Source organism: Vibrio sp. Vb0304, assembly GCF_033338995.1.
In the GTDB taxonomy this organism is placed as follows: Bacteria; Pseudomonadota; Gammaproteobacteria; order Enterobacterales; family Vibrionaceae; genus Vibrio; species Vibrio alginolyticus.
Genome location: NZ_JAWOTT010000011.1, coordinates 37,419 through 58,202, shown reverse-complemented (window position 1 = coordinate 58,202; position 20,784 = coordinate 37,419). Strand labels below are relative to the sequence as shown.

General features: G+C 46.4%; 14 protein-coding genes. 8 read left to right on the top strand and 6 right to left on the bottom strand.

Features of this window, described 5'->3' with window-relative positions:
* Positions 1–165: 165 nt before the first annotated feature.
* On the bottom strand, positions 166–1,410 hold the full coding sequence (locus tag R7P35_RS14505; RefSeq protein WP_205461109.1) for an NADH:ubiquinone reductase (Na(+)-transporting) subunit B: 1,245 nt from the start codon (positions 1,408–1,410) through the stop codon (positions 166–168).
* A 159-nt stretch (positions 1,411–1,569) separates the two neighbouring features.
* Between R7P35_RS14505 and R7P35_RS14500 the strand changes: the two genes are divergently transcribed.
* The 3 genes from R7P35_RS14500 to R7P35_RS14490 all read left to right on the top strand — a co-directional run bounded on the left by R7P35_RS14500 (position 1,570) and on the right by R7P35_RS14490 (position 4,547).
* Entirely contained in the window at positions 1,570–2,958 is a 1,389-nt protein-coding gene (locus R7P35_RS14500) for a cytochrome ubiquinol oxidase subunit I (RefSeq protein WP_213904384.1), read from the top strand.
* A gap of 10 nt (positions 2,959–2,968) precedes the next feature.
* A complete protein-coding gene (gene cydB / locus R7P35_RS14495; protein ID WP_054574502.1) occupies positions 2,969–3,967 on the top strand; it encodes a cytochrome d ubiquinol oxidase subunit II in 999 nt (332 codons plus the stop codon).
* A gap of 175 nt (positions 3,968–4,142) precedes the next feature.
* The gene (locus R7P35_RS14490; RefSeq protein ID WP_025768052.1) at positions 4,143–4,547 is read left to right on the top strand and encodes a hypothetical protein; all 405 of its coding nucleotides are present in this window, start codon (positions 4,143–4,145) and stop codon (positions 4,545–4,547) included.
* Between the two features lie 47 nt (positions 4,548–4,594).
* On the opposite strand, the gene lhgO is transcribed toward R7P35_RS14490, so the two are convergent.
* From lhgO to R7P35_RS14475, 3 genes are all read right to left on the bottom strand, one after another.
* Positions 4,595–5,821 (bottom strand): L-2-hydroxyglutarate oxidase, encoded by a 1,227-nt coding sequence (gene lhgO, locus R7P35_RS14485; protein WP_025768053.1) that lies wholly within the window; start codon positions 5,819–5,821, stop codon positions 4,595–4,597.
* Between the two features lie 8 nt (positions 5,822–5,829).
* Entirely contained in the window at positions 5,830–7,953 is a 2,124-nt protein-coding gene (locus R7P35_RS14480) for a TRAP transporter permease (protein ID WP_025768054.1), read from the bottom strand.
* An 88-nt stretch (positions 7,954–8,041) separates the two neighbouring features.
* The gene (locus tag R7P35_RS14475) at positions 8,042–9,052 is read right to left on the bottom strand and encodes a TAXI family TRAP transporter solute-binding subunit (protein WP_005374185.1); all 1,011 of its coding nucleotides are present in this window, start codon (positions 9,050–9,052) and stop codon (positions 8,042–8,044) included.
* Positions 9,053–9,888: 836 nt separating this feature from the next.
* On the opposite strand from R7P35_RS14475, the gene brnQ reads away from it, so the two are divergent.
* Both brnQ and R7P35_RS14465 read left to right on the top strand, forming a co-directional pair.
* Entirely contained in the window at positions 9,889–11,199 is a 1,311-nt protein-coding gene (brnQ, locus tag R7P35_RS14470; RefSeq protein WP_025768055.1) for a branched-chain amino acid transport system II carrier protein, read from the top strand.
* Positions 11,200–11,302: 103 nt separating this feature from the next.
* Entirely contained in the window at positions 11,303–12,511 is a 1,209-nt protein-coding gene (locus R7P35_RS14465; protein ID WP_005374203.1) for a GGDEF domain-containing protein, read from the top strand.
* Between the two features lie 43 nt (positions 12,512–12,554).
* Here the strand turns inward: R7P35_RS14465 and R7P35_RS14460 are convergent, their stop codons facing one another.
* Positions 12,555–13,904, bottom strand: a complete 1,350-nt coding sequence (locus R7P35_RS14460; RefSeq protein WP_025768056.1) for a sigma-54-dependent transcriptional regulator — start codon at positions 13,902–13,904, stop codon at positions 12,555–12,557.
* Between the two features lie 178 nt (positions 13,905–14,082).
* Here R7P35_RS14460 and R7P35_RS14455 point away from each other — a divergent pair, with 178 nt between their 5' ends.
* Together R7P35_RS14455 and R7P35_RS14450 are read left to right on the top strand one after the other, a co-directional pair.
* Positions 14,083–16,143 (top strand): sensor histidine kinase, encoded by a 2,061-nt coding sequence (locus tag R7P35_RS14455; RefSeq protein WP_213971484.1) that lies wholly within the window; start codon positions 14,083–14,085, stop codon positions 16,141–16,143.
* A gap of 147 nt (positions 16,144–16,290) precedes the next feature.
* Positions 16,291–17,682, top strand: a complete 1,392-nt coding sequence (locus R7P35_RS14450) for a glycoside hydrolase family 1 protein (protein ID WP_213971483.1) — start codon at positions 16,291–16,293, stop codon at positions 17,680–17,682.
* A gap of 99 nt (positions 17,683–17,781) precedes the next feature.
* Here R7P35_RS14450 and R7P35_RS14445 read toward each other — a convergent pair whose 3' ends face one another.
* Positions 17,782–19,818: a PhoX family protein gene (locus tag R7P35_RS14445; RefSeq protein WP_136976325.1), complete on the bottom strand. Its 2,037-nt coding sequence runs from the start codon at positions 19,816–19,818 to the stop codon at positions 17,782–17,784.
* A 266-nt stretch (positions 19,819–20,084) separates the two neighbouring features.
* On the opposite strand from R7P35_RS14445, the gene R7P35_RS14440 reads away from it, so the two are divergent.
* Positions 20,085–20,423 (top strand): YggL family protein, encoded by a 339-nt coding sequence (locus R7P35_RS14440; RefSeq protein ID WP_054701928.1) that lies wholly within the window; start codon positions 20,085–20,087, stop codon positions 20,421–20,423.
* Positions 20,424–20,784: the final 361 nt, after the last annotated feature.

Genomic DNA, 20,784 nt, shown 5'->3' with positions numbered 1-20,784 from the left:
AGTCTAGGTTATACCAGAACGACAGCACCAAACGGCTATCGAGAATATCCTTTATTCTCATCGTCTTCGTCCTCCTGATAAAAATAAAAAGTCAGAAACCCCATGTCTCTGACCTTTTCAATATAGTGTAGTTTTCAATCAATTTTCAGTGAGGTCACCCTCATTTTAAGAAGGTCTCGCCCTTTTCATTCTGCGTTTGATATTACTTTCTTTGACTAAGTAATCGAAAAGTGGCGCGAATAAGTTAGCAAATAGAATCGCTAACATGATGCCTTCTGGATAAGCCGGGTTCAGCACTCGGATAAAAATCGTCATCACACCGATTAATAGTCCGTATGCCCATTTCCCGTTATTGGTAAAAGCTGCCGAGACAGGGTCTGTCGCCATAAAGAAGGTACCAAACGCAACCCCACCAATCACGAAGTGCCAGTAGAACGGCATGGAGAACATGGGGTTAGAGTCTGAACCGATCGCATTCAATAGTAATGAAGCTCCGATTAAACCGACCAACACGCCCGCAACAATTCTCCACGATGCAATCTTCATAAAGATGAGAACCAAGCCTGTTAGTGCGATCAACAACGTGGAGACTTCACCCATCGAGCCTGGTAAATTACCAACAAAAGCATCTCCCCATGAAATTGTTTGTCCTGTCATATTATTTATCAAAGCACTTTGCCCGCCTTCATACCATTGACTAAGTGGAGTAGCGCCAGAGTAACCATCAGCCGCGACCCACACAGCACCACCGGACATGTTGGCAGGATAGGCAAAGTATAAGAACGCTCGCCCTGCTAAAGCTGGATTTAGGAAGTTTCGTCCAGTACCACCGAAAATCTCCTTCGCCACAACAATACCGAAAGTGATACCTAAAGCCGCTTGCCATAGTGGAATTGTCGGGGGAAGGATCAGCGCAAAGAGTATAGAGCTGACAAAAAAACCTTCATTTACCTCATGCTTTCGCACAATAGCAAACAGAACTTCCCAGAAACCACCAACGATAAACACCGTCGCATAAACCGGGAGAAAGTAAGTAGCACCAAGCCACATTTTACTTCCCCACCCCGCTTGTGAAACCGCATCTAACGAGCCCCATACCCAACTCAGTTGCCATGAAGAAACAAGCGCTTGCTGAGCTGAGGCTTGATCCATTCCATACAACAAGGCATCACTCGCTTGCTGGCCTATGTTGTACATACCCCAGAACATGGCAGGGAAGACCGCCAACCACACCATGATCATAATACGTTTTAAATCGATGCTATCTCGAACGTGAGTCATGCCCTGGTTTACCTTACCAGGCGTGTAAAAAATGGTTTCGACAGCTTCGAAAAGTGGGTAGAACTTGTGATACTTCCCACCTGGACCAAACTTAGGTGTCGCTTTTTCAAAGTAATCTTTAAGGCTCATAACACTCCTCCTTTATCTAAAAGATGGTACGCACATGTGTAAAAAGCGATCGTTTTTTAATCTCTTCGTCTTCCTTCTTCGTATTTCACCTTGTTCGCCACTCTTCTGTCTCCTCTTTAAATCCGGCGAACAGTTTATCCAACGAAAAAGGGACCGCTCATGGACACACTCGCCATTGACCTAGCTAGATTCCAATTTGCCTTTACTGTCTCTTTCCACATTATTTTTCCAGCTTTTACGATTGGTTTGGCAAGTTATCTCGCTGTATTAGAGGGCTTGTACTTAAAAACGGGCAACAAACAGTACATGCAAATCTATAAGTACTGGCTAAAAATCTTTGCCATCAGTTTTGGTATGGGTGTGGTGAGTGGCATCGTGTTGAGCTATCAATTCGGTACTAACTGGAGCGTGTTTGCCGACAAAACAGGCCCAATCCTAGGCCCGCTAATGGGTTATGAAGTTTTTACTGCGTTTTTCCTCGAAGCTGGGTTTTTAGGCGTGATGCTTTTCGGTATGGATAAGGTGGGTAAGAAGCTTCACTTCGCCGCGACTTGTATTGTTGCATTCGGGACGTTTTTGTCTGCGTTTTGGATACTTTCGGTTAATAGTTGGATGCAAACACCAGCGGGCTATAGTATCAACGAAGCCGGACAGTTTATCCCAGAAGACTGGTGGGCGATTGTCTTCAACCCTTCTTTTCCTTACCGGCTCGTTCATATGTTGCTCGCCGCTTACCTTACTACTGCCTTTGTTGTAGCCGGCGTTGCCGCTTATCACTTGCTAAAAGCAAACCATAACCCTCTAGCCAGAATTATGTTCTCGATGGCAATGTGGATGGCTGCCATCGTGACACCAATTCAAATCGTTGCTGGAGACATGCATGGATTAAACACCCTTAAACATCAACCCGCCAAAGTCGCCGCGATGGAAGGGCACTATGAGTCTCACCAAGGCGCGCCATTGATCCTCTTCGGTATCCCTAACGATGAAGAAAAACGTATGGAATACGCACTGGAAATCCCCAAACTCGGTAGTTTGATTTTAACTCATGACCTCAACGGTGAAGTGAAGGGATTAGATGCTTTTCCAGAGGAGGAACACCCTCCTGTATCTATCGTTTTCTGGTCTTTCCGAGTCATGGTCGCGCTTGGTTTTGGCATGCTTGTTATTGGTTTGTGGAGCCTTTGGCTAAGAAAACGTCGCAAACTTTTTGATTCGAGGGCACTTCAACGTATTTGTGTGCTGTTTGCCCCAGCGGGGTTCATTGCAGTTTTAGCAGGCTGGATAACTACCGAAGTCGGTCGACAGCCTTACACCGTATACGGTCTTTTAACCACAGCCAATTCGGCATCGCCTATTGATGCCGCCGCGGTGAGCGTCTCCCTGACGGCGTTCATCGTGGTTTACTTTGTGGTTTTTGGAGCTGGCTTCTTCTATCTCCTACGTTTGATGCGCAAGTCTCCAACTCGATATGAAGAAGGTCTAGATAGCCGACTTCCTGATGGCACGAAAACTGATGCCATCACACATTCTAACCATCTAACCTAGGAGCTAACTCATGGATTACGCATTAATTTGGTACGCTTTGATTGGGCTCGCCGTTCTGATTTATGTCGTGTTAGATGGCTTTGATCTCGGTATTGGTATCCTATTCCTCAGCGCTAATGACGATGAAGAGCGCGACATGATGATGAACAGCATCGCTCCTGTTTGGGATGGGAATGAAACTTGGCTAGTTCTTGGCGGTGGTGGGCTTTTTGCCGTGTTCCCCCTCGCCTACGCGGTCATTATGCCAGCACTCTATGCTCCCCTGATTTTAATGCTGCTCGGGTTAATTCTGCGCGGGGTTTCTTTTGAGTATCGCTTCCGAACACAACGCGGAAAGTTTTTATGGGATAGCGCTTTTTTCATTGGTTCACTCACCGCGGCATTGATGCAAGGCATTATGCTCGGAACCCTGCTCCAAGGTATAGAGGTTAGTGAACGAGCATACGCAGGTGGATGGTTTGATTGGCTTTCGCCATTTAGCGTATTTTGTGGCTTGGCGCTTGTTTGTGCTTATATTCTGCTCGGTTCATGCTGGTTATTAATCAAGCTTCCAGAAGAGCTGATGGGGCGCTATTACGTAGTCGCGCGACGATGGGGACTAGCGATGGTAGCCTGTATATTCATCGCCAGTTTGTGGCTGCCATTGAGCCAAAATATCGTATTTGAACGTTGGTTCTCATTACCAAACTCGCTACTGTTTTTCATTTTACCAATTATTACAGCGGCACTTATTTGGCAGCTATTCAAAGCCTTACTCGACCACAAAGCCGTCCGAGCCTACGTTCTTGCGATCGGCCTGTTTCTTGTGTCCGCGATGGGTTTCGGTGTCAGTACATTCCCTTACTTGGTCCCATTCGCACTCACTTATCAAGACGTCGCCGCGCCAGACAAAAGTTTGGCATTTTTACTTGCCGGTGCGGTGGTATTACTTCCTCTGATCATAGCCTACACGGCTTATTCGTACTGGGTTTTCCGCGGCAAGATGAAACGTGGAGAAGGATATCACTGATGAAACTAAAGCCCATTTTGTGGTTCATTGGCATTTGGCTGGCAAGCGTGGTCGCCTTGTTTATCATCAGTTCGTTGATACGAACTGCGATATTGTAGGCCCAGAGTCGACTGCACCACATCTGAAGCCATTGAGGTCTATACTCAAGCAAGAGTAAAACAACGGAGTGTTTTTTATGACCTTAAAGCGGTTTCTGGTAACTTTGATTCCTTTGACGGTTCCACTGTTTTCACCAAATGTATTGGCCGTAGACAAGCAGATGTCATCCGCCATGAAAAGTAAAATGCGGTCTATTTGCTCCGCAACAAACGAGCAGGGTCATTGGCAACTTGCTGAGGCAACTCCTGACGCCAGACGCTCACTCAACATGGTGCTTTATCAAATGAATGCCGATGATAAATTGAAAGCAATTCATGAGGTGAGAACCAAAATGGTCGGCGGCACCCATTATGCGTTTGAGTTCGAGTTGCAAGATGGCCAAGTCTGGAATGCAATTGTATTGCACAGTGCTCGCGGCGATTACATGATCGAGAGACACGCCAAGAAAGGCGAACTCTGCCCTAAAGATGGCAACTCCTAATTCCCAGATTCAAATACAATAAAGGCGACAGTTACGTCGCCTTTGTTTTATACCGTTTTCGCCTCTATCTTCTCATTCACTTTATCGCAAATGTACTCCCCAATGGGCATCGCAGATGTCGCTGCGGGTGAGGGTGCGTTGCAAACGTGCAGGCTTCTTGCGCTTTCGGCAAACAAGAAGTCATGAACCAAGGTTCCGTCGGATAACACCGCTTGCGCACGAATACCCGCAGGATATGGTTTGAGATCGTCTACCTTGATGCTTGGGCAATATTTGTTGACCAACTTGAGGTAGCCCGGCTTCCACCACGAGTTCTTAAACTCATCCAGTCCGGTTTTTAGATGCTTATGTGTCACCTTCCAGAAACCGGAGAAACTGAGCATTTGCATGGTATCTTGCAAGCTGAAGTTAACCTTGTCGTACCCTTCTCGCTTCCAGCCTTGCACGGCATTTGGACCTACGGTCACACTGCCATCAATCATGCGGGTCAGGTGGACGCCCAAGAATGGCAAATCAGGGTCTGGAATTGGATAAATGAGATGATTCACCACTTGGTCGTGTTTGCTATCTAAGCGGTAGTATTCACCACGATAAGGAATGATTTGGAAATCGGTCGGAATAGACATCATCTTAGTCATGCGATCCGCCATCAAGCCGCTGCAAGTGACCAAGAATTTGGCATTGAGCTGCATCGTTTGACCGTCTGAAGTGCAGGTCAGTTGGACTTCTTCGTCCTTCTCTTCGGCAGCCACAACTTTGGTTCTCAAACTGATTTGACCGCCGAGCTTTTTGAACTCTTCCGCCATCTGCTCAGTGACCAAACGATAATCGACAATACTGGTGGTTTTGACATAAATCGCGCCCAATCCCGTGATGTTTGGCTCAGCCAGTTTAAGTTGAACTTCATCGAGTAGCTTTACGTCGATGCCGTTGACATGGCAGCGCTCATAGAGGGCATTCATGCGTTCGACTTCTTGCTCATTGGTCGCAACCAGTAACTTGCCACAGTTCTCCACCGGAATATCGTGCTGAGCACAGAACGAAATGGTTCGCTCTACCCCACGCTTACAAAAATCGGCTTTTAGGCTGCCCGGTGCGTAGTACACTCCAGCATGAATCACGCCGCTATTGTGTCCGGTTTGGTGCTTCGCAAAACCGGACTCTTTCTCAACCAATAAAATGGACTTGTCTGGGTGGCGTTGCTGCAGTTGCCATGCTGTCGACACACCAACGATACCGCCACCAACAATGATGTAGTCATAGACTGATTTCATACGACCTCTTATAAAACCGATAGTTGAGATTGTTGCAATTTGAACTTGCGACCACTGTAAATGAACACCGCGACAAATACCGCGCAGCTTGCCACACGAACCAACATTGGGATGTCGTGCCAAACCAGCAATGTACCCACCACTACCAACAAGAGGCGTGTCAGAATGTTTAGAGGACCTTCCAAATAACCTTCAATCGCACCAATCAATGCATAGGTACCGATGATGGCAAAGAAGCCCACGGTAATCACTGACGTCACATCCCAACTGACTAAGCCTGTGTAGGCAATAAGTAATGGTACAAGATACAAACCCTTAGCGATTTTCCACGCCATCAAACCAGTGCGCATCGGTGGTGTTTTGGCGATGGTTGCTGCTGCAAAAGCGGTCAAACACACTGGTGGTGTAACGTTACTGTCTTGCGATAACCAAAAGATGATGAGGTGAGCAGCCAGCAATGCCAAGCCTACCGCTTCCATACCCAAACTTTGCTCTAGTAGGGTTTCCATAAAGTCCGCAGGTACTAACGCCACCATTTCTTTCGCGGTTTCCAACGCCATTGGTGCATTAAGAAGTTCCAGCTTTTCTGGCGCCGCCAACATAAAGATGGCTTTTGCTTGTTCAGGCAATTGACCCGACACCATCAATTCAAGCAATTGGTTCTCTGCAATCAACTTGTAAAGCGCAGGGGCAGACAGTGTACCCAATACAATATACGCCGCTGTCACAGGTAAACCCATACCCAAAACAAGAGAAGCGAGTGCAATCAGAACGATCATGATGAACAAGTCACCATTCGCCCAACCATCGATCATCAATGAGAACGTGTTGCCGATACCCGTTGTACTGATCACGTTGATCACCAAACCAATACCCACCAGCAATACAGCGGTTGTCGCCATGTTTTTCGCGCCTTGCGAAAGTGCTTCGATGATCGCTTTTGGTCCCATCTTATGATCTTTCGAAAACCAAGACGCCACCACCACTGAAATGATCGACAAGCCCGCAGCGTAAGTTGGCGTAAAACCTTGAACCAACAAAGTGACCAATACCGCCAGCGGGATAAGGTTGTGCCAACCGCTGATCAACACTTTTAATAGAGATTCATCGCTGGTCGTGATTTTTTGAACGCCGCTGCGTTTGGCTTCGATACGCACAAAGAACGCAACAGACAAGAAATAGATAAGAGCAGGAATGAAAGAAACCGCGATGATATCGACATACGGAATTTGCGTGTAAGACGCCATGATGAAAGCACCCGCCCCCATCACTGGTGGCATCAACTGACCACCTGTTGACGCTGCAGCTTCAACACCCGCCGCAAAGCGCGAAGGGAAACCCGCTTTTTGCATTAAAGGAATACTGATAACACCGGTTGAAACCGTATTTGCCACACTAGAGCCCGATACTGAGCCCATCAAACCGGAGCCAATCACCGCAATAAAACCGGGACCACCAATGATTTTGCCAGCCGCAGCACGTGCCACATTGATGATGTAATCACCGACACCAGAGCGCACAAGAAACGCACCAAACAGAATGAACATGAATACGAAAGTCCAGCTGATGCGCGAGATAGAGCCAAACATGCCCTCGGAAGAATAGAAGCTACGGTAGAGCAAGGTTTCCATGCTCAAACCCGGGAAGTGGAAAATACCTGTCGCCCACTTACCCCAAAGCACAACGTAACTGAGACACACCACAATCAGCACTGGAATAAACCAGCCCATGGTGCGTCGAATCAGCTCAATAACAATCACAATTGCCATGATGGCGAAGACCCAATCGCTGGTCACAAACTTCACACCACGTTCATACAGCGCATCTTCGGCATAGGGAATGTAGAGCAAACACGCGACCGCGCCCATGGCAATCAACACATCGATGCCGAGTGCAATCTTACTCTGCTTGAGAGAGATATGAGCCGGATACCAAAGCGCACAAATCACCGCAAAGCCAGCAAAGTGGGTCGCGGAAATCCATAACTCTGGTAACGTCGATAAGGTATTAAACCAAATGTGCAAAGCAGACAACACCACGCCAAACACTGTGATTGTGGTGGTTACCCACGGAAAATCAGTGCGCGTGGGCAGCTCAAATTTCTGCAATTCCTTTTCTATTGAGTCGCTCATCTCATACTCCAAGCTCTGGCGGCTTTTTCCATCTTAGAAATCGGTAGGGATAAAATGCCCCGAGCCAAAACTCGGGGCCAAGTTAGCGTTATTTCGCCATTAGGTCTGATGGGATTTCGATGCCCATTTCTTTGTAGTAACGCGCCGCACCTGGGTGAAGGGGCACTGGCAAGCCAGCAATCGCTTTCTCAATCGCCATTGCTTTTGTTGCTTTGTGGATACCTTGTAGGAAAGGTAGGTTCTCGTAGATCGCTTTCGTTAGTTGGTAAACGTCTTCTTCCGAGATATCTTCACGAACAGCCAAGAAGTTTGGCTGTGCAATGGTGGTGATCGGCTTATCTAGACCCGGGTACGTGTTCGCTGGGATCTCGTACTTCGTCCAGAGGTTGTAGTTGCCGTTCGCCTCTTTGATTTGTTCGTCAGTAAACGAAAGAATCGAAATGTCTTTACCCAGCGCAGCAAAAGCTTGAGTAACCGCACCAACAGGTACTCCTGCAGGCGTGTTCATACCGTCAATGGTGCCGTTTTGAAGTGCACTCGCACTACCGCCGTAGCCCATGTAAGCAAGATTGAATTTATCAGGGTCTACCTTCAGACCTTTCATGATTTGGCGACCAGAGTTTTCAGTACCTGAGTTCTTCTTACCGATAGAGAACTTCTTGCCATCTAGGTTGTTCAGGTCTGTCACTGTGCCCGTTTTTGCTAAGTCAGAGCGAACAATAAAGTGCTCAACGTTTTGCCACAGCATAGAGACCGAACGCAGCTGTTCTTGACGACCGCTCTTCTCATAAGGACCTTCTCCAGACCAAGCCCATGCACCGTAAAGACCTTGTAGAATCGCGAACTGTGCTTCGTTTTCGTTCAGCAGTTTGACGTTTTCACCAGAGCCCGCAGAGCTGATTGCAGAAAGGGAGAAGTGGTGCTTTGGTGCCAATTTCACTTTGCTTAACGTCGCCAGCGCTACGCCCACAGGATAGTAAGTACCACCTGTCGATGCCGTTGCAAGAATGTAGCTACGATCTTCTGCCGCAGCGTTAGCAGCAATACCAAAAGAAGTCACAGCGACAGCCAAAGCTTTTACCAGCTTATTCATTTTCATTATTACTCTCCGTGTAGTCGTTTCACGATTGGGGATTTACATCATGTTAAATCTTTATTAACAACACATTCCCTAGAGCAATTGAAATGCCAACTTTTAACCCTTTGTATTTATTGAGCTAAGTGCTGAAAGACATCAAAAATGAGCAAAATCATGCTGATTTGATAGCAAAGTAATGAGCAAGATCTTGCTTATTAAAGAGAAGAAGGTTGCACGCCTAGATCGCAAAAGGTTAATAAAATGTGATCAAGACAAAATAAACGCACGATTCGCTGATAAGCAATATTTTGCCGATGCAATTTTGGATTGAACTGCAACTAATGAACGTCTTAACAATAAGAAGAAAAAGCGCATCATTCTAAACTGCTCACTTTATCAGCGGAGGTTTATAGCCTAAACGACTACAAATAGCACAAAAATACAGCAAAACAAGCCATGTTACAGAAATGAAAAGTCATTTATTCTAATTTTGAATTTAAAAAGCAGTTCGATCCACCAGTTCAGAAACAAACATTGACCGTATCAACTTATTTTCTACTTCGGGGTTGTGCCAACAGCCCTATGTTCGTTAGGGTAACAACACACCAAGGCAAACGTATTCCTTGGTATTTTTTCGTCATTAAGGATCACCCATGTCAGCAACTGCGCAATTACAATTCGCTTTAAAACGCCCATCTGGCGTTGCTGCTGCGATCCTCCTGCTCTCTCTGAAACTGATTCAGAGCTGACAGGCTATATCTAAACTTTCTGTCAGCTTGAGAAGAAGCTGACGGGAACACCACATACTCCTCCCATTCCTTTCAGTTTCTTCCAAGCGAAACATAAGAGGAATAACAATGTTAAGCGCACGCAATATCGCCGCTTTGGGCTTCATGACTTTCGCCATGTACTTAGGCGCAGGTAACCTGATCTTCCCTCCATTTTTGGGTTACCAAGCAGGTGAAAACTTTCTGAGCGGGATGTCTGGCTTCCTCTTAACGGGTGTTGGTCTGCCTGCGATGGCACTGGTGATGGTGGCTATCGTAAACGGTTCAGACAAATTAACCGCTGCCCTGCCTAAACCTTTGGCGACAAGTTTTTGGGTGATGGTATTTATTGTGATTGGCCCTGCGTTCGTAATCCCACGTGCGATTACCGTCGCTTATCAATTCAGCTTTGCGCCAATGTTTGGTGATGCCGCTTTGGTGCCTTTCACTATTGCCTTCTGTGCTATCACCATTCTATTTGCTCTATATCCGGGTAAGTTGGTCGACAACCTAGGCAAGATCTTAACGCCTGCCTTGATGGCAATCTTGATCATCATGTCTGTGACGGCTTTGGTTTCTCCTGCAGGTGAGCTAACTGCCGCAACGGGACCATACGTATCTGGCGCATTTGCTGAAGGCTTAACCCAAGGTTACATGACCATGGATGCATTAGGTTCTATCGGTTTTGGTTGGATTATCTTCCGCGCGATTCGCAGCATGGGTGTGGATTGCCCGAAAGCCACCGCAAAATACACGCTAATCGCAGCTTTGATGTACGCGGTTGCCATGGCGTTTGTTTACATCTCATTGGCTTACATTGGCTCGACAAGCTCATACTTGGGTTCTGAGTTCAGCAATGGTGGCGACATTTTAACGGCATTCACCTTCAGCCACTTCGGCGCGTTTGGTTCACTACTACTAGGTGCCGTGATGGTATTGGCGTGTTTGACTACTGCTATCGGCGTAACCACCGCAGGCAGTGAGTTCTACGACAACACTTTCAGCAAAGTGAACTACAAAGGCTGCGTTATCACGACCATGGTATTGGCTGGTTTGATCGCCAACGTAGGTCTAGAGCAACTATTGGCTATCACATTGCCAGCGGTTGTGGCGCTTCACCCAGTCGCGATTGCGTTGATGATCATGGCACCAGTGCGCAACAAGATGTCGCAAATCATGGTGGTAGCAACCGCATTCACTGCTCTAACGTTTGGTTGTGTTGATGCGCTGCACATCCTAGGTTACATGCCAAGTTCCACTGATGAGTGGATGGGTAATTACATGCCTCTGTACAATGACTTTGCTAGCTGGATTGTGCCTAGCGTATTTATGATGATTGTTGGTCTGCTGTTTACGACGAAAACCAACCAAACCGAACAATTCGAGCTGGTGAATGAATAGCCGTTTAACATAAGACATCGCTCAATAAGTGCGTTACTATGTAGCTCGCTTATTGATATCAGGCAAAGGAGTTGCCTGAATGAAAGATTGATATGGGTCGCCTATGGATAATCAGTATCTAGACATCAGAACACTGAACTTTATCGTTATTCTGTTCTCTTGCATTTACTCTATTAGTCTGCTTTGTTATCAATACACTCAGGGTAGAGTCAAAGGCTTAAAAACCTTCTCGATATCACTACTGTTTATTGGTTTAGGCCCTTTTTTACTTGGCTTTAGAGGCTCTGCGCCAGACTGGCTGACCATCGTCATAGCCAACACTCTCATATTAGTCGGCTTCTTGCTTACGCTATATAGCGTAAGCATTTTTCGTCAATATCCTTTAAAATTGGCTCACTGTCTTACCTTGTTAACACCTGTTTTCAGTGGTTCATTTTACTATTTCACCTTCCATGACCCTTCTATCAAAAGCCGCATTATTTATCTGAGCATGTATATTTGTATCGTCACCTTCTTTAGTGGTGTCGCCATGCTTAAAGGTACCCAAAAGGACTTAAAGCTCCCTGTTAAAGCAATGGCTTACTCTTTCTTTGGATTTAGTTTTTTTATGGGATTTAGGGCGCTTTGGAGTACTTTTTCAGGTGAGTTACCAAGTTTTATGGTCGCAGGCCTTATCCATCAGCTGACTTTCTTATTTAGCATCTGCCTGATCGTTGCTTTGAGCTTTAGTATGCTGTGGTTAATTAACGGACGCTTGGTGCAATCCATAAATGATCTCTCTCATTTAGATGCACTCACAGGGCTATATAATCGTCGAGCCATGGAAGAAATCGTTCCAAACTTGGTTAGTAAAGCACATAAAAAAAGCCAAGCAATCAGCATTATTATGACTGATGTCGACAAGTTCAAAGCGATTAATGATCACTATGGTCACACGGTTGGCGACTCCGTCATGGCAACGATCTCCACTATTTTTAAAAAGCATCTTCCTGAGTCAGCCTGCATTGTGCGATTTGGTGGTGACGAGTTCATGATTGTTTTGCTCGAAAAAGCACAACAAGCCAAAATTGTCGCAGAGCAAATTCGCCTTGCGGTCGAAACTGAAACCGCTTTGCAATCATTTAAAACTGAAGTGACCATGAGCTTTGGTATCAGTCAGTTATCTGAGGGGCAATCACTTCAAGAGGCGCTTGCTGAAGCAGACGAAGCGCTATATAGCTCTAAACATACTGGAAGGAACCTCGTTACCTTGTTTGGAGAAGGGAAAGACCTAAATTATAAGTTTGTCCCAGCTCCAGCCAAAAGCGCATAACGTGTTTGTTATGCCAGTAATTTCGAATTAGCTAGAAATCGCACTAAGTATAGTCGGAGCGATTCAAACCAAACTTCTGCATCTTTTGGTTAAGGGTTCGACGTGGTAAATCCAACTCCTGCATCACCTCATTGATGCGTCCATGATGCCTAACTAAAGAATCATGTAGCACCTTACGTTCAAAGTTATGTAGCTGAATCGCCAACGGCACGCCTGCATGCGTCTCTTCGGTTGTTGAGGATGGTCGACTGGAGAGAATTTCCATCACGGAGACGGTTTCATCCAATGCAAAACGCATCGCTACATTCCTAAGCTCACGTACGTTACCGGGCCAAGAGTAAGCAAGAACGGCCTTTCTATCGGCTTCACTCAGCGGACGACTCTCAGGATTACTTTTCAGAGCAAAGTGTTCGAACAAGATCAACGCATCTTCTTCTCGCTCACGTAGCGGTGGCAAATAGATCTGCGCCACATTAAGACGATAGTACAAATCCTGACGAAACTCGTCATGATCATTGAGATCTTCTTTCGCGGCGGCGATCACTCTTAAATCAACCGAGATCTGTTGGTTACCCCCAACGCGCTCTACCGTATGTTCCTGTAATGAACGCAACACTTTCACCTGCATCGACAGCGGCATACTCTCGATTTCATCAAAGAATAAGGTGCCTTTATCCGCGTATTCCAATTTACCAATGCGCTTTTTACCCGCTCCAGTAAATGCCCCTGCTTCATGCCCAAACAGCTCACTTTCAAACAAGTTCTCAGGAATAGCACCACAGTTAATTGGCACAAAATGATGGGTTCTACGTTGGCTTTCATTGTGCAAACTGGTCGCTACCAGCTCTTTACCACAACCTGTCTCACCGTAAATGATCACGTTGGTATCAATGCGTGCTAACTTGGCTACTTGTTCTCTAAGCTGTTGCATAACTCGGCTTCGCCCAATCAACACTTCTTCTAAGCCGCTAACGCTAGAAAGGTACTCTTGACGATCTTGAGTAGACGTTTGTGCGCGATAACTCTCAACCGCTTCGGTCACACGTTGAGATAAGCGCTCCGGTTGGAAAGGTTTCTCGATAAAATCGAACGCACCGTTTTGTAATGCGCCTACCGCCATATCAACGTCACCATGTCCGGTGATCAAGATAACTGGCGTTGGAATGTGATTGGCAATCAGGCTTTCTAGTATCGACAAACCATCGGTGTCTGGCAGGCGAACATCACTGACAATCGCATCAAATTCTTGGCTAAGAATGGCCGCTTTGCCCTCTTCGCCTAAACTGAATGCGGTCACGTCAAACCCTGCCAGTTGCAGCCACTGACTGGTAGCCTGACGAACAATGTCATCGTCTTCGATAAGTGCAATTTTAGGGATGTCGTCAAAAGCCATGAGTTACTGCCTGCTTTATGGGGTAGGAAAGAAATCGATCTTTATTAACGGTAGCAAAAACCACTGAGGAGAAAAGGAGCTAGATCTCACTTCTTGCTTACAAGTCTTTAACATCCAACCAGTTAGGCGCACTCTTTAATGACTCTCGGTGAGAACGCACTAGCTGAACGGAGTCAGTATGCAGCGCAAAAGGAATGGCAAAACGTGGCTTGTGGTCGTAATTGCAGCAGTGCTGATGCTATCTTGCTATAGCGCCAGCAGAGAGGTGGCTCGTCAGTGGTTGAGTGTACAAACTCAAACCGAAGCTCAACAAAAACTGCTCGACTATATCGGTGAAGTTCGCCGTGCACTCAAACGCTTCTATCACTTGCCTTACCTTGTCACCAATAATCCGGAAACCATCGCGTTTGTAAAAGGAAACCGGACTTATTACGAGCCATTGCAAACCCAACTGACTCAGCTAGATAAAGCCGCCAATACGGAAGGTTGGCTAATCCTGTCTAACTCTGGCGAAGTATTGGTCTCGAGTTTAATCGAAGAGCGCTTTAGCCTATCTGACCGAAAAGCCATTGTGGAACAAATTCACAATCAAGGCGGCGGTGTTTCCTTGGTGAACAAAACCAAAGGTTCGAGTCCGTTGTATTATCTTGCAGCCCCTATCTACGACGGTCTGGATATAGCAGGCATTGTGGTGGTGCAAATCAACCTCAGCTTATTGACCGAACAGACTATTACTAGCCAAGACATCATTACGTTGCAAAATCGCCAGCAACGCTTTTTCCTATCGAGCAGCTCGCTCTATAACGCTGACTGGTTTAACGAACCGAGCAACACCGTTCAGTTAGAAACGCAGCGCTTATACGACAACACCAATATCAGTGTGTGGACGCTCAATCAGCAACGCTATTTTGCGCACACCGTTAAATTGGATGATTTGAATTGGTACGTCAGCTACCTCACCCCTTCTAAGCCGATTCAACAAACCATCAACGTGATTGGTTGGAGCGTAGCGGCGCTGCTCTTGTTGGTTGTATTACTCGTCATCATTGGTCTACAACGTCGACAAAAGCACATCAATCAACAACGAATTCAAGCCCTGTTGGAAGAGTCCCAACGCCGCTTGAAACAGATGATCAATAAGACCCACGTTGGTTTACTATTGATTGATGAACAAGGACAACTGTTCGATCTCAACCCAATGGCGAAGCGTTTGTTCTGTTTACCAGAGAGCGTCAATCGACACGCTTTTGCTTGGGAATTATTCGACGCAGGCAACCCCAATTCCACCACACTTAAGTTGCTCAAGGACTTGCCTAAGCATAAAGAGCTCGCAGAGATCAGCACGGTCGAAACCATTGCCAGACGCAGCGATGGAAGCGTCTTCCCTGTCCTGTTCTCGCTAACCAGTTTCCCTTGGCATGGCGAGCAGTATTTCCTTGCAACGATCATCGACATCAGCAAGCGGAAAAAAGCCGAACAGTCACTGCAACAGGTCAACCAAGAACTGGCACAACGGGTTGAAGAGCGAACTCAAGCGCTAAAAGAAGCGCAAAGCCAGTTAATTGAATCGAGCAAAATGGCAGCCTTGGGGCGCATGTCGAGCGCTATTACTCATGAGCTCAATCAGCCACTGACAGGCTTGCGTACCCTGCTCACCACGAACGAACTGCTGGCGGAACGCGGCGAAGCCGAGATGATGAAAGCCAACAATGTTTTGGTGCAAAAGCTGATTGATCGTATGGCAAGCATGACCAGTCAGCTAAAGACGTTCGCCTACAACAAACCAGAAAGCCTACAAGCAATTTCTCTTACCTCCGCACTCGAAGAAACCCTACGCGTTTATCAAACCCAATTAGACAAGGTGGATGTACGTGTTCGAGTTCCTCATGACTTACCTAACATCATGGGTGAAGAACAACGACTGCTTCAGGTGCTCGGTAATCTTGTCTCGAATGCGCTAGACGCAATGAACCGTACCACCCACCCGCAGCTCAGCTTGATCGTCAACCCAACCGGCAATCAGGTCGAACTGATCGTCAGTGATAATGGCTGCGGCGTGTCGGATGAGATGCTTGAGTCGATGTTCGAGCCCTTCCAAACCTCAAAGAAAATTGGTGAAGGATTGGGGCTGGGTTTAGCGATTACGGCCAACAATATGCGTGATATGAACGGACAAATTACCGTGCATAAGAATGAACAAAATGGGCTGACTTTCACTCTATTGTTCAAATCAGCCTAGGTTGATATTGATTACAAAATCATCATTAGAACTAGGCATCCCCGCTGTTTGAGAAAAACACGATCTCGATACAAGAATCCCTCCTTGACCTACACTATTCTCAAGCAAATAAAACGAATAACTTCCGAACGATAAAGAGTGAGAAACATGATTAAGTTTCCTGAACATTTTCTTTGGGGTGGTGCCATTGCTGCAAACCAAGTAGAAGGGGCGTACAACCTTGGGGGTAAAGGGTTATCGACATCAGACATGCTGCCAAACGGTATTTTGAGTCCGCATCAAACCCGTGAAGAGCGTACACCGGGTATCAAAGACGTGGCGATCGACTTCTACAATCGCTACCCAGAAGACATCGCGCTGTTCAAAGAGATGGGCTTTAACTGTCTGCGTCTCTCTTTGGCATGGAGCCGCATCTTCCCGAACGGGGACGAACTAGAACCTAACGAAGAAGGTTTGGCGTTCTACGATAAAATTTTTGACGAACTTGCCGAGCACAACATCCAACCTTTCGTGACCTTATCTCACTACGAAATGCCTTACGCACTGGTTGAAAACTATGGCGGTTGGGGCGATCGTCGCGTCATCGAATTCTTCGAACGTTATGCTCGCACAGTGCTGGAACGCTACAAAGACAAAGTGAAGCTGTGGTTAACCTTCAACGAAATCAATATGTCTCTACACGCACCATTTACTGGTGTTGGTTTGCAAGAAGGCGCCAGTGAACAAGAGATTTACCAAGCGATTCACCACCAGCTAGTCGCAAACGCAAAAGCGGTAAAACTTTGTCAGCAAATCGTACCAAACGGCAAGATTGGTAACATGCTGCTTGGCGCAATCAATTACCCATACACCTGTAACCCTGATGACGTGCTGGCAGCAATGCATGAAAACAACAAGTGGTTGTTCTTCGGTGATGTGCAAACACGTGGTCAGTACCCTGGCTACATGAAGCGTTACTTCCGTGAAAACGGTATCGAAATTCAGATGGAAGCAGGCGACTTAGAAGAAATTGCATCGGCAAGTGTCGATTTCATCTCATTCAGCTACTACGCAAGTGGCTGTGCAAGTGCAGACCCGAAACAGAAGGAAGTGGGTAACATTGTCGATAGCGTACCAAACCCATATCTTGAGAAGAGCCAATGGGGTTGGTTGATCGATCCAAAGGGTCTTCGCGTTCTGCTGAACTTCCTTCACGATCGCTACCAAAAACCACTGTTTGTCGTAGAAAACGGCTTAGGTGCACGTGATGAAATCGATGAAAACGGTGAGATTCAAGATGATTACCGCATCGCTTACTTGAACGACCATCTTGTTCAAGCACACGAAGCGATTCTGGATGGCGTTGAGCTGATGGGCTTTACCAGCTGGGGGCCAATCGATTTGGTCGCAAACTCAACCGCAGAGATGAGCAAACGTTACGGCTTTATCTATGTCGATCGTCATGATGATGGGCAAGGAACGCTAGAACGTAAACGCAAGAAAAGCTTTTTCTGGTATCAAGACGTGATTCGTACTTCAGGCGGTTCATTGAAAAGCTAAGCCGGTTGTCTAGGTATAAAGTGCAACTAGGCATTCGCCTAAACCATCAAGCCCTGCAATTGCAGGGCTTGAATTTTAAGGTGTTTATTCATTTAGAGATTAAACTGCAATCTCTCCACCGTCTTCACGTCGAATAACCACTGTCGCCGCTCGTGGGCGCACAGAAACACCAGCAGGCGTTTCTTCGGCTGCATCTTCACTGTATGGCCAGTTGCCTGGGTGCTGAATATTCACAAACAATGATTTGTAATCAGGGCTGATGGTAAAGCCTGTTACTTCACAACCATTTGGTCCGACAAAGAAGCGTTTCAATTCAGCTTGATTATCCGCACCAATCACAGCTTGATCACCATTCTCATCTGTTAGCTTAGATGGCACAACAGCCAACATTTGATCATTGGTGTAAGACGTGACTTCATCTGCGCCGTTATCAGTCTGAATCCACAAAATACCACGGCCATCAAACGCTAATCCGTCTGGGCTCGCAAACTGGTTTAGCTCATTCAAGCCAGAACGGTTGGTATCTGCATCACCATTTGCTGGCGAACCGAAGACAAAGATATCCCAAGTAAAGTCAGTTGCTGAAGCACCTTCATCCCAACGAATAACATGACCAAACTTGTTATTCAAACGTGGATTCGCAGGGTTGGTTTCATCTGTACGGCGCGTATTGTTCGTCAATGTTAAATATACTGAACCCGTGAATGGATCAACCGTACACCACTCTGGTCGATCCATTGGTGTTGCCCCAACTAAATCCGCCGCACCCGCAGTATTGATGATAATTTCAGCCAGTGAATCAAAGTGATCCGCTAATGTACCACCAGCGGTTGTTACGCTATCAAGCGTTAATGGTAACCAAGTACCTGTGCTGTCTTCATTGAAGCGCGCCACATACAGTGTGCCTTCGTCCATGTACTTGTCACCCATCGCCAAGCGGTTATCAGGGTTAGCATCTGCTGGATCCCACGCTGCCGCTGATTCAAATTTGTATAGGTACTCAAAGCGAGAATCGTGACCAGAATAAAATACCACTGGTTTGCCTTCTTCAAGCTTACCGAAAGTACAGCCCTCGTGACGGAAACGACCTAGCGCAGTACGTTTCTTCGCACGTGAGTTTTGCGTGTAAGGGTCAATCTCGACAATGTAACCGTGACCATTGGCTTCATTACGGTAATCATCCATCGCACTTGCTCCTGTTGGAGCCACATTAAAGCGAGAGAACTCATCAAGACGCTCTTCTGAATTTCCTGCTAATGTCTCCCACAAGTAGCGTGTACTTTGATCATCGACACCAATGCGATCTTGCTCTTCTGTACGAGTCCCGGCATTAACAAAGTAACCTGGCCAGTTCTCTTCACACGTTAAGTACGTGCCCCACGGCGTGTAGCCGTTGCCACAGTTGTTTAACGTACCACGCGCTTGGCTGCCATCTGGCGAGAAACGAGTGACAGTAAAAGATGTGTGGGCCACCGGGCCAGACAAATCCATGACTGTCGCACCAGTATAACGACGGTTTAGTGGATCGGTATCAACCAACTTCCACATGTTGTCTTCCAGTTGAATGCGAACCACTGACACACCGTGCGCGTTAATCTCTTTGCGCACTTCATCTACAATGGTACGTACGCCATTTTCAACCGTCGGACCATTTGGATGCAGTGCTGATGTGTCGATGTACTCGTGGTTAATACATAGCAAGCCATCTGTAGTGCTATCGTTCAATGGGAAAAAATGCATGCCGTCATGGTGCATGCCTAGCGCATTTAACTGATCGGTACTGGTGTTGGTACCATCATTTTGCCATGCGCTGCCTTGCGCATTAAGTGGTGTTCCCCAAGGTACTAGTACTTGTGCGGTGTAGCCTTGTGGAATTGAAACTGCGTCAGTGAGTGAGCCAGGGATAGATTCAAAGTTAAGAACGGCTTTAGATGCGCCCGTACCACTGCTTACTGTACTCCCTGAGTCAGACGAGTTACAACCAGCCAATCCGAAAGCACCAAACGCTGTCATCGCACTGATACCTAAACCACCTTTCAGAATGCTGCGTCGAGATAGGCTCGCTTCTAATACTTCTTCAAATGGTTTGTTTTCACTTTGGTTATAACGCGTCGCGTCAAAGGTTTCCTTGCTCATTTTTACTTTCCCGATCTTATAGTTTAATTAATAAATAAGTGATTAGTTGAACGGCAAGAAGTTTGGATAAGAAAAATGACAAAAGTGCTTAAAACATATGAAACTTGTGTTTCAACAATACTGCAAACCAACCAACACAGCTAACGAAGCAATTAAATTCTGGTCACATAATCACCAACTGTATCGCTTCATTCTGATTTTACTTGGGCTAAAGTATGATAGAAGGTATAAGGTGTACGAAATCAAATCATCTACGAGAGATAATCATGAAATTAGACAAGATCGATAACAAGAGCCGTCGTATCCGTAAAAAGCTGTTCTTAGGGGAGTTCGCAATCCTAGGTTTCGAGATCAGCTGTGAAACAGACATTAACGACTTCGACCGTTACGATGCATTCGTTGATGACTTTATCGACTACATTGACGAGCTTGGTCTTTGCTTCGGTGGCGGTGGTCTAGAACTGTTTGAAGGCTTCCTATGTTCTACTAACCGTTACGGCAGTGCGACTGAAGAACAGAAAGCGCAAGTTATCAAATGGTTAGAAGCACGCCCAGAAGTGAAAAGCGCGCAAGCGGGCGAACTAGTTGACGCCAACTACCTGTAACTAAAGGGCAACCTGTAATACGCAGAGCTCAATAAATGGTAGAGAAAGCTGGTCTTAAGACTGGCTTTTTTATTTTTGGAAGAATGCGATATTAAAAATAGGGTGCTTGGGAAGTTGCGCGGAGTGATTTTGGCGTTTTTGAGCTGGCAATCAACGGGAAACTGCGTTCCACAGCCAGCTCGTGCCTTTAGGTATAATTAACTATGATTTTTTAGCTGGGGCGTCTTTCGTGTCTTTCCAGTATTGAATACGCACACGATGTAGCTGAGCTCTTCTAGTCTTTTTCATAGTAAAGTCCCTCATCTTATATAAGTAACGCTCCTCATGGAGCTTATTGTCTAAGGTCGTATCCCCTTCAATC

Coding starts and splice junctions, on each gene's coding strand:
- cydB (WP_054574502.1), top strand. CDS start 2,969: ATGGATTACGCATTAATTTGGTACGCTTTGATTGGGCTCGCCGTTCTG.
- R7P35_RS14480 (WP_025768054.1), bottom strand. CDS start 7,953: ATGAGCGACTCAATAGAAAAGGAATTGCAGAAATTTGAGCTGCCCACG.
- R7P35_RS14505 (WP_205461109.1), bottom strand. CDS start 1,410: ATGAGCCTTAAAGATTACTTTGAAAAAGCGACACCTAAGTTTGGTCCA.
- R7P35_RS14440 (WP_054701928.1), top strand. CDS start 20,085: ATGAAATTAGACAAGATCGATAACAAGAGCCGTCGTATCCGTAAAAAG.
- R7P35_RS14465 (WP_005374203.1), top strand. CDS start 11,303: ATGGATAATCAGTATCTAGACATCAGAACACTGAACTTTATCGTTATT.
- R7P35_RS14445 (WP_136976325.1), bottom strand. CDS start 19,818: ATGAGCAAGGAAACCTTTGACGCGACGCGTTATAACCAAAGTGAAAAC.
- lhgO (WP_025768053.1), bottom strand. CDS start 5,821: ATGAAATCAGTCTATGACTACATCATTGTTGGTGGCGGTATCGTTGGT.
- brnQ (WP_025768055.1), top strand. CDS start 9,889: ATGTTAAGCGCACGCAATATCGCCGCTTTGGGCTTCATGACTTTCGCC.
- R7P35_RS14500 (WP_213904384.1), top strand. CDS start 1,570: ATGGACACACTCGCCATTGACCTAGCTAGATTCCAATTTGCCTTTACT.
- R7P35_RS14455 (WP_213971484.1), top strand. CDS start 14,083: ATGCAGCGCAAAAGGAATGGCAAAACGTGGCTTGTGGTCGTAATTGCA.
- R7P35_RS14475 (WP_005374185.1), bottom strand. CDS start 9,052: ATGAAAATGAATAAGCTGGTAAAAGCTTTGGCTGTCGCTGTGACTTCT.
- R7P35_RS14460 (WP_025768056.1), bottom strand. CDS start 13,904: ATGGCTTTTGACGACATCCCTAAAATTGCACTTATCGAAGACGATGAC.
- R7P35_RS14450 (WP_213971483.1), top strand. CDS start 16,291: ATGATTAAGTTTCCTGAACATTTTCTTTGGGGTGGTGCCATTGCTGCA.
- R7P35_RS14490 (WP_025768052.1), top strand. CDS start 4,143: ATGACCTTAAAGCGGTTTCTGGTAACTTTGATTCCTTTGACGGTTCCA.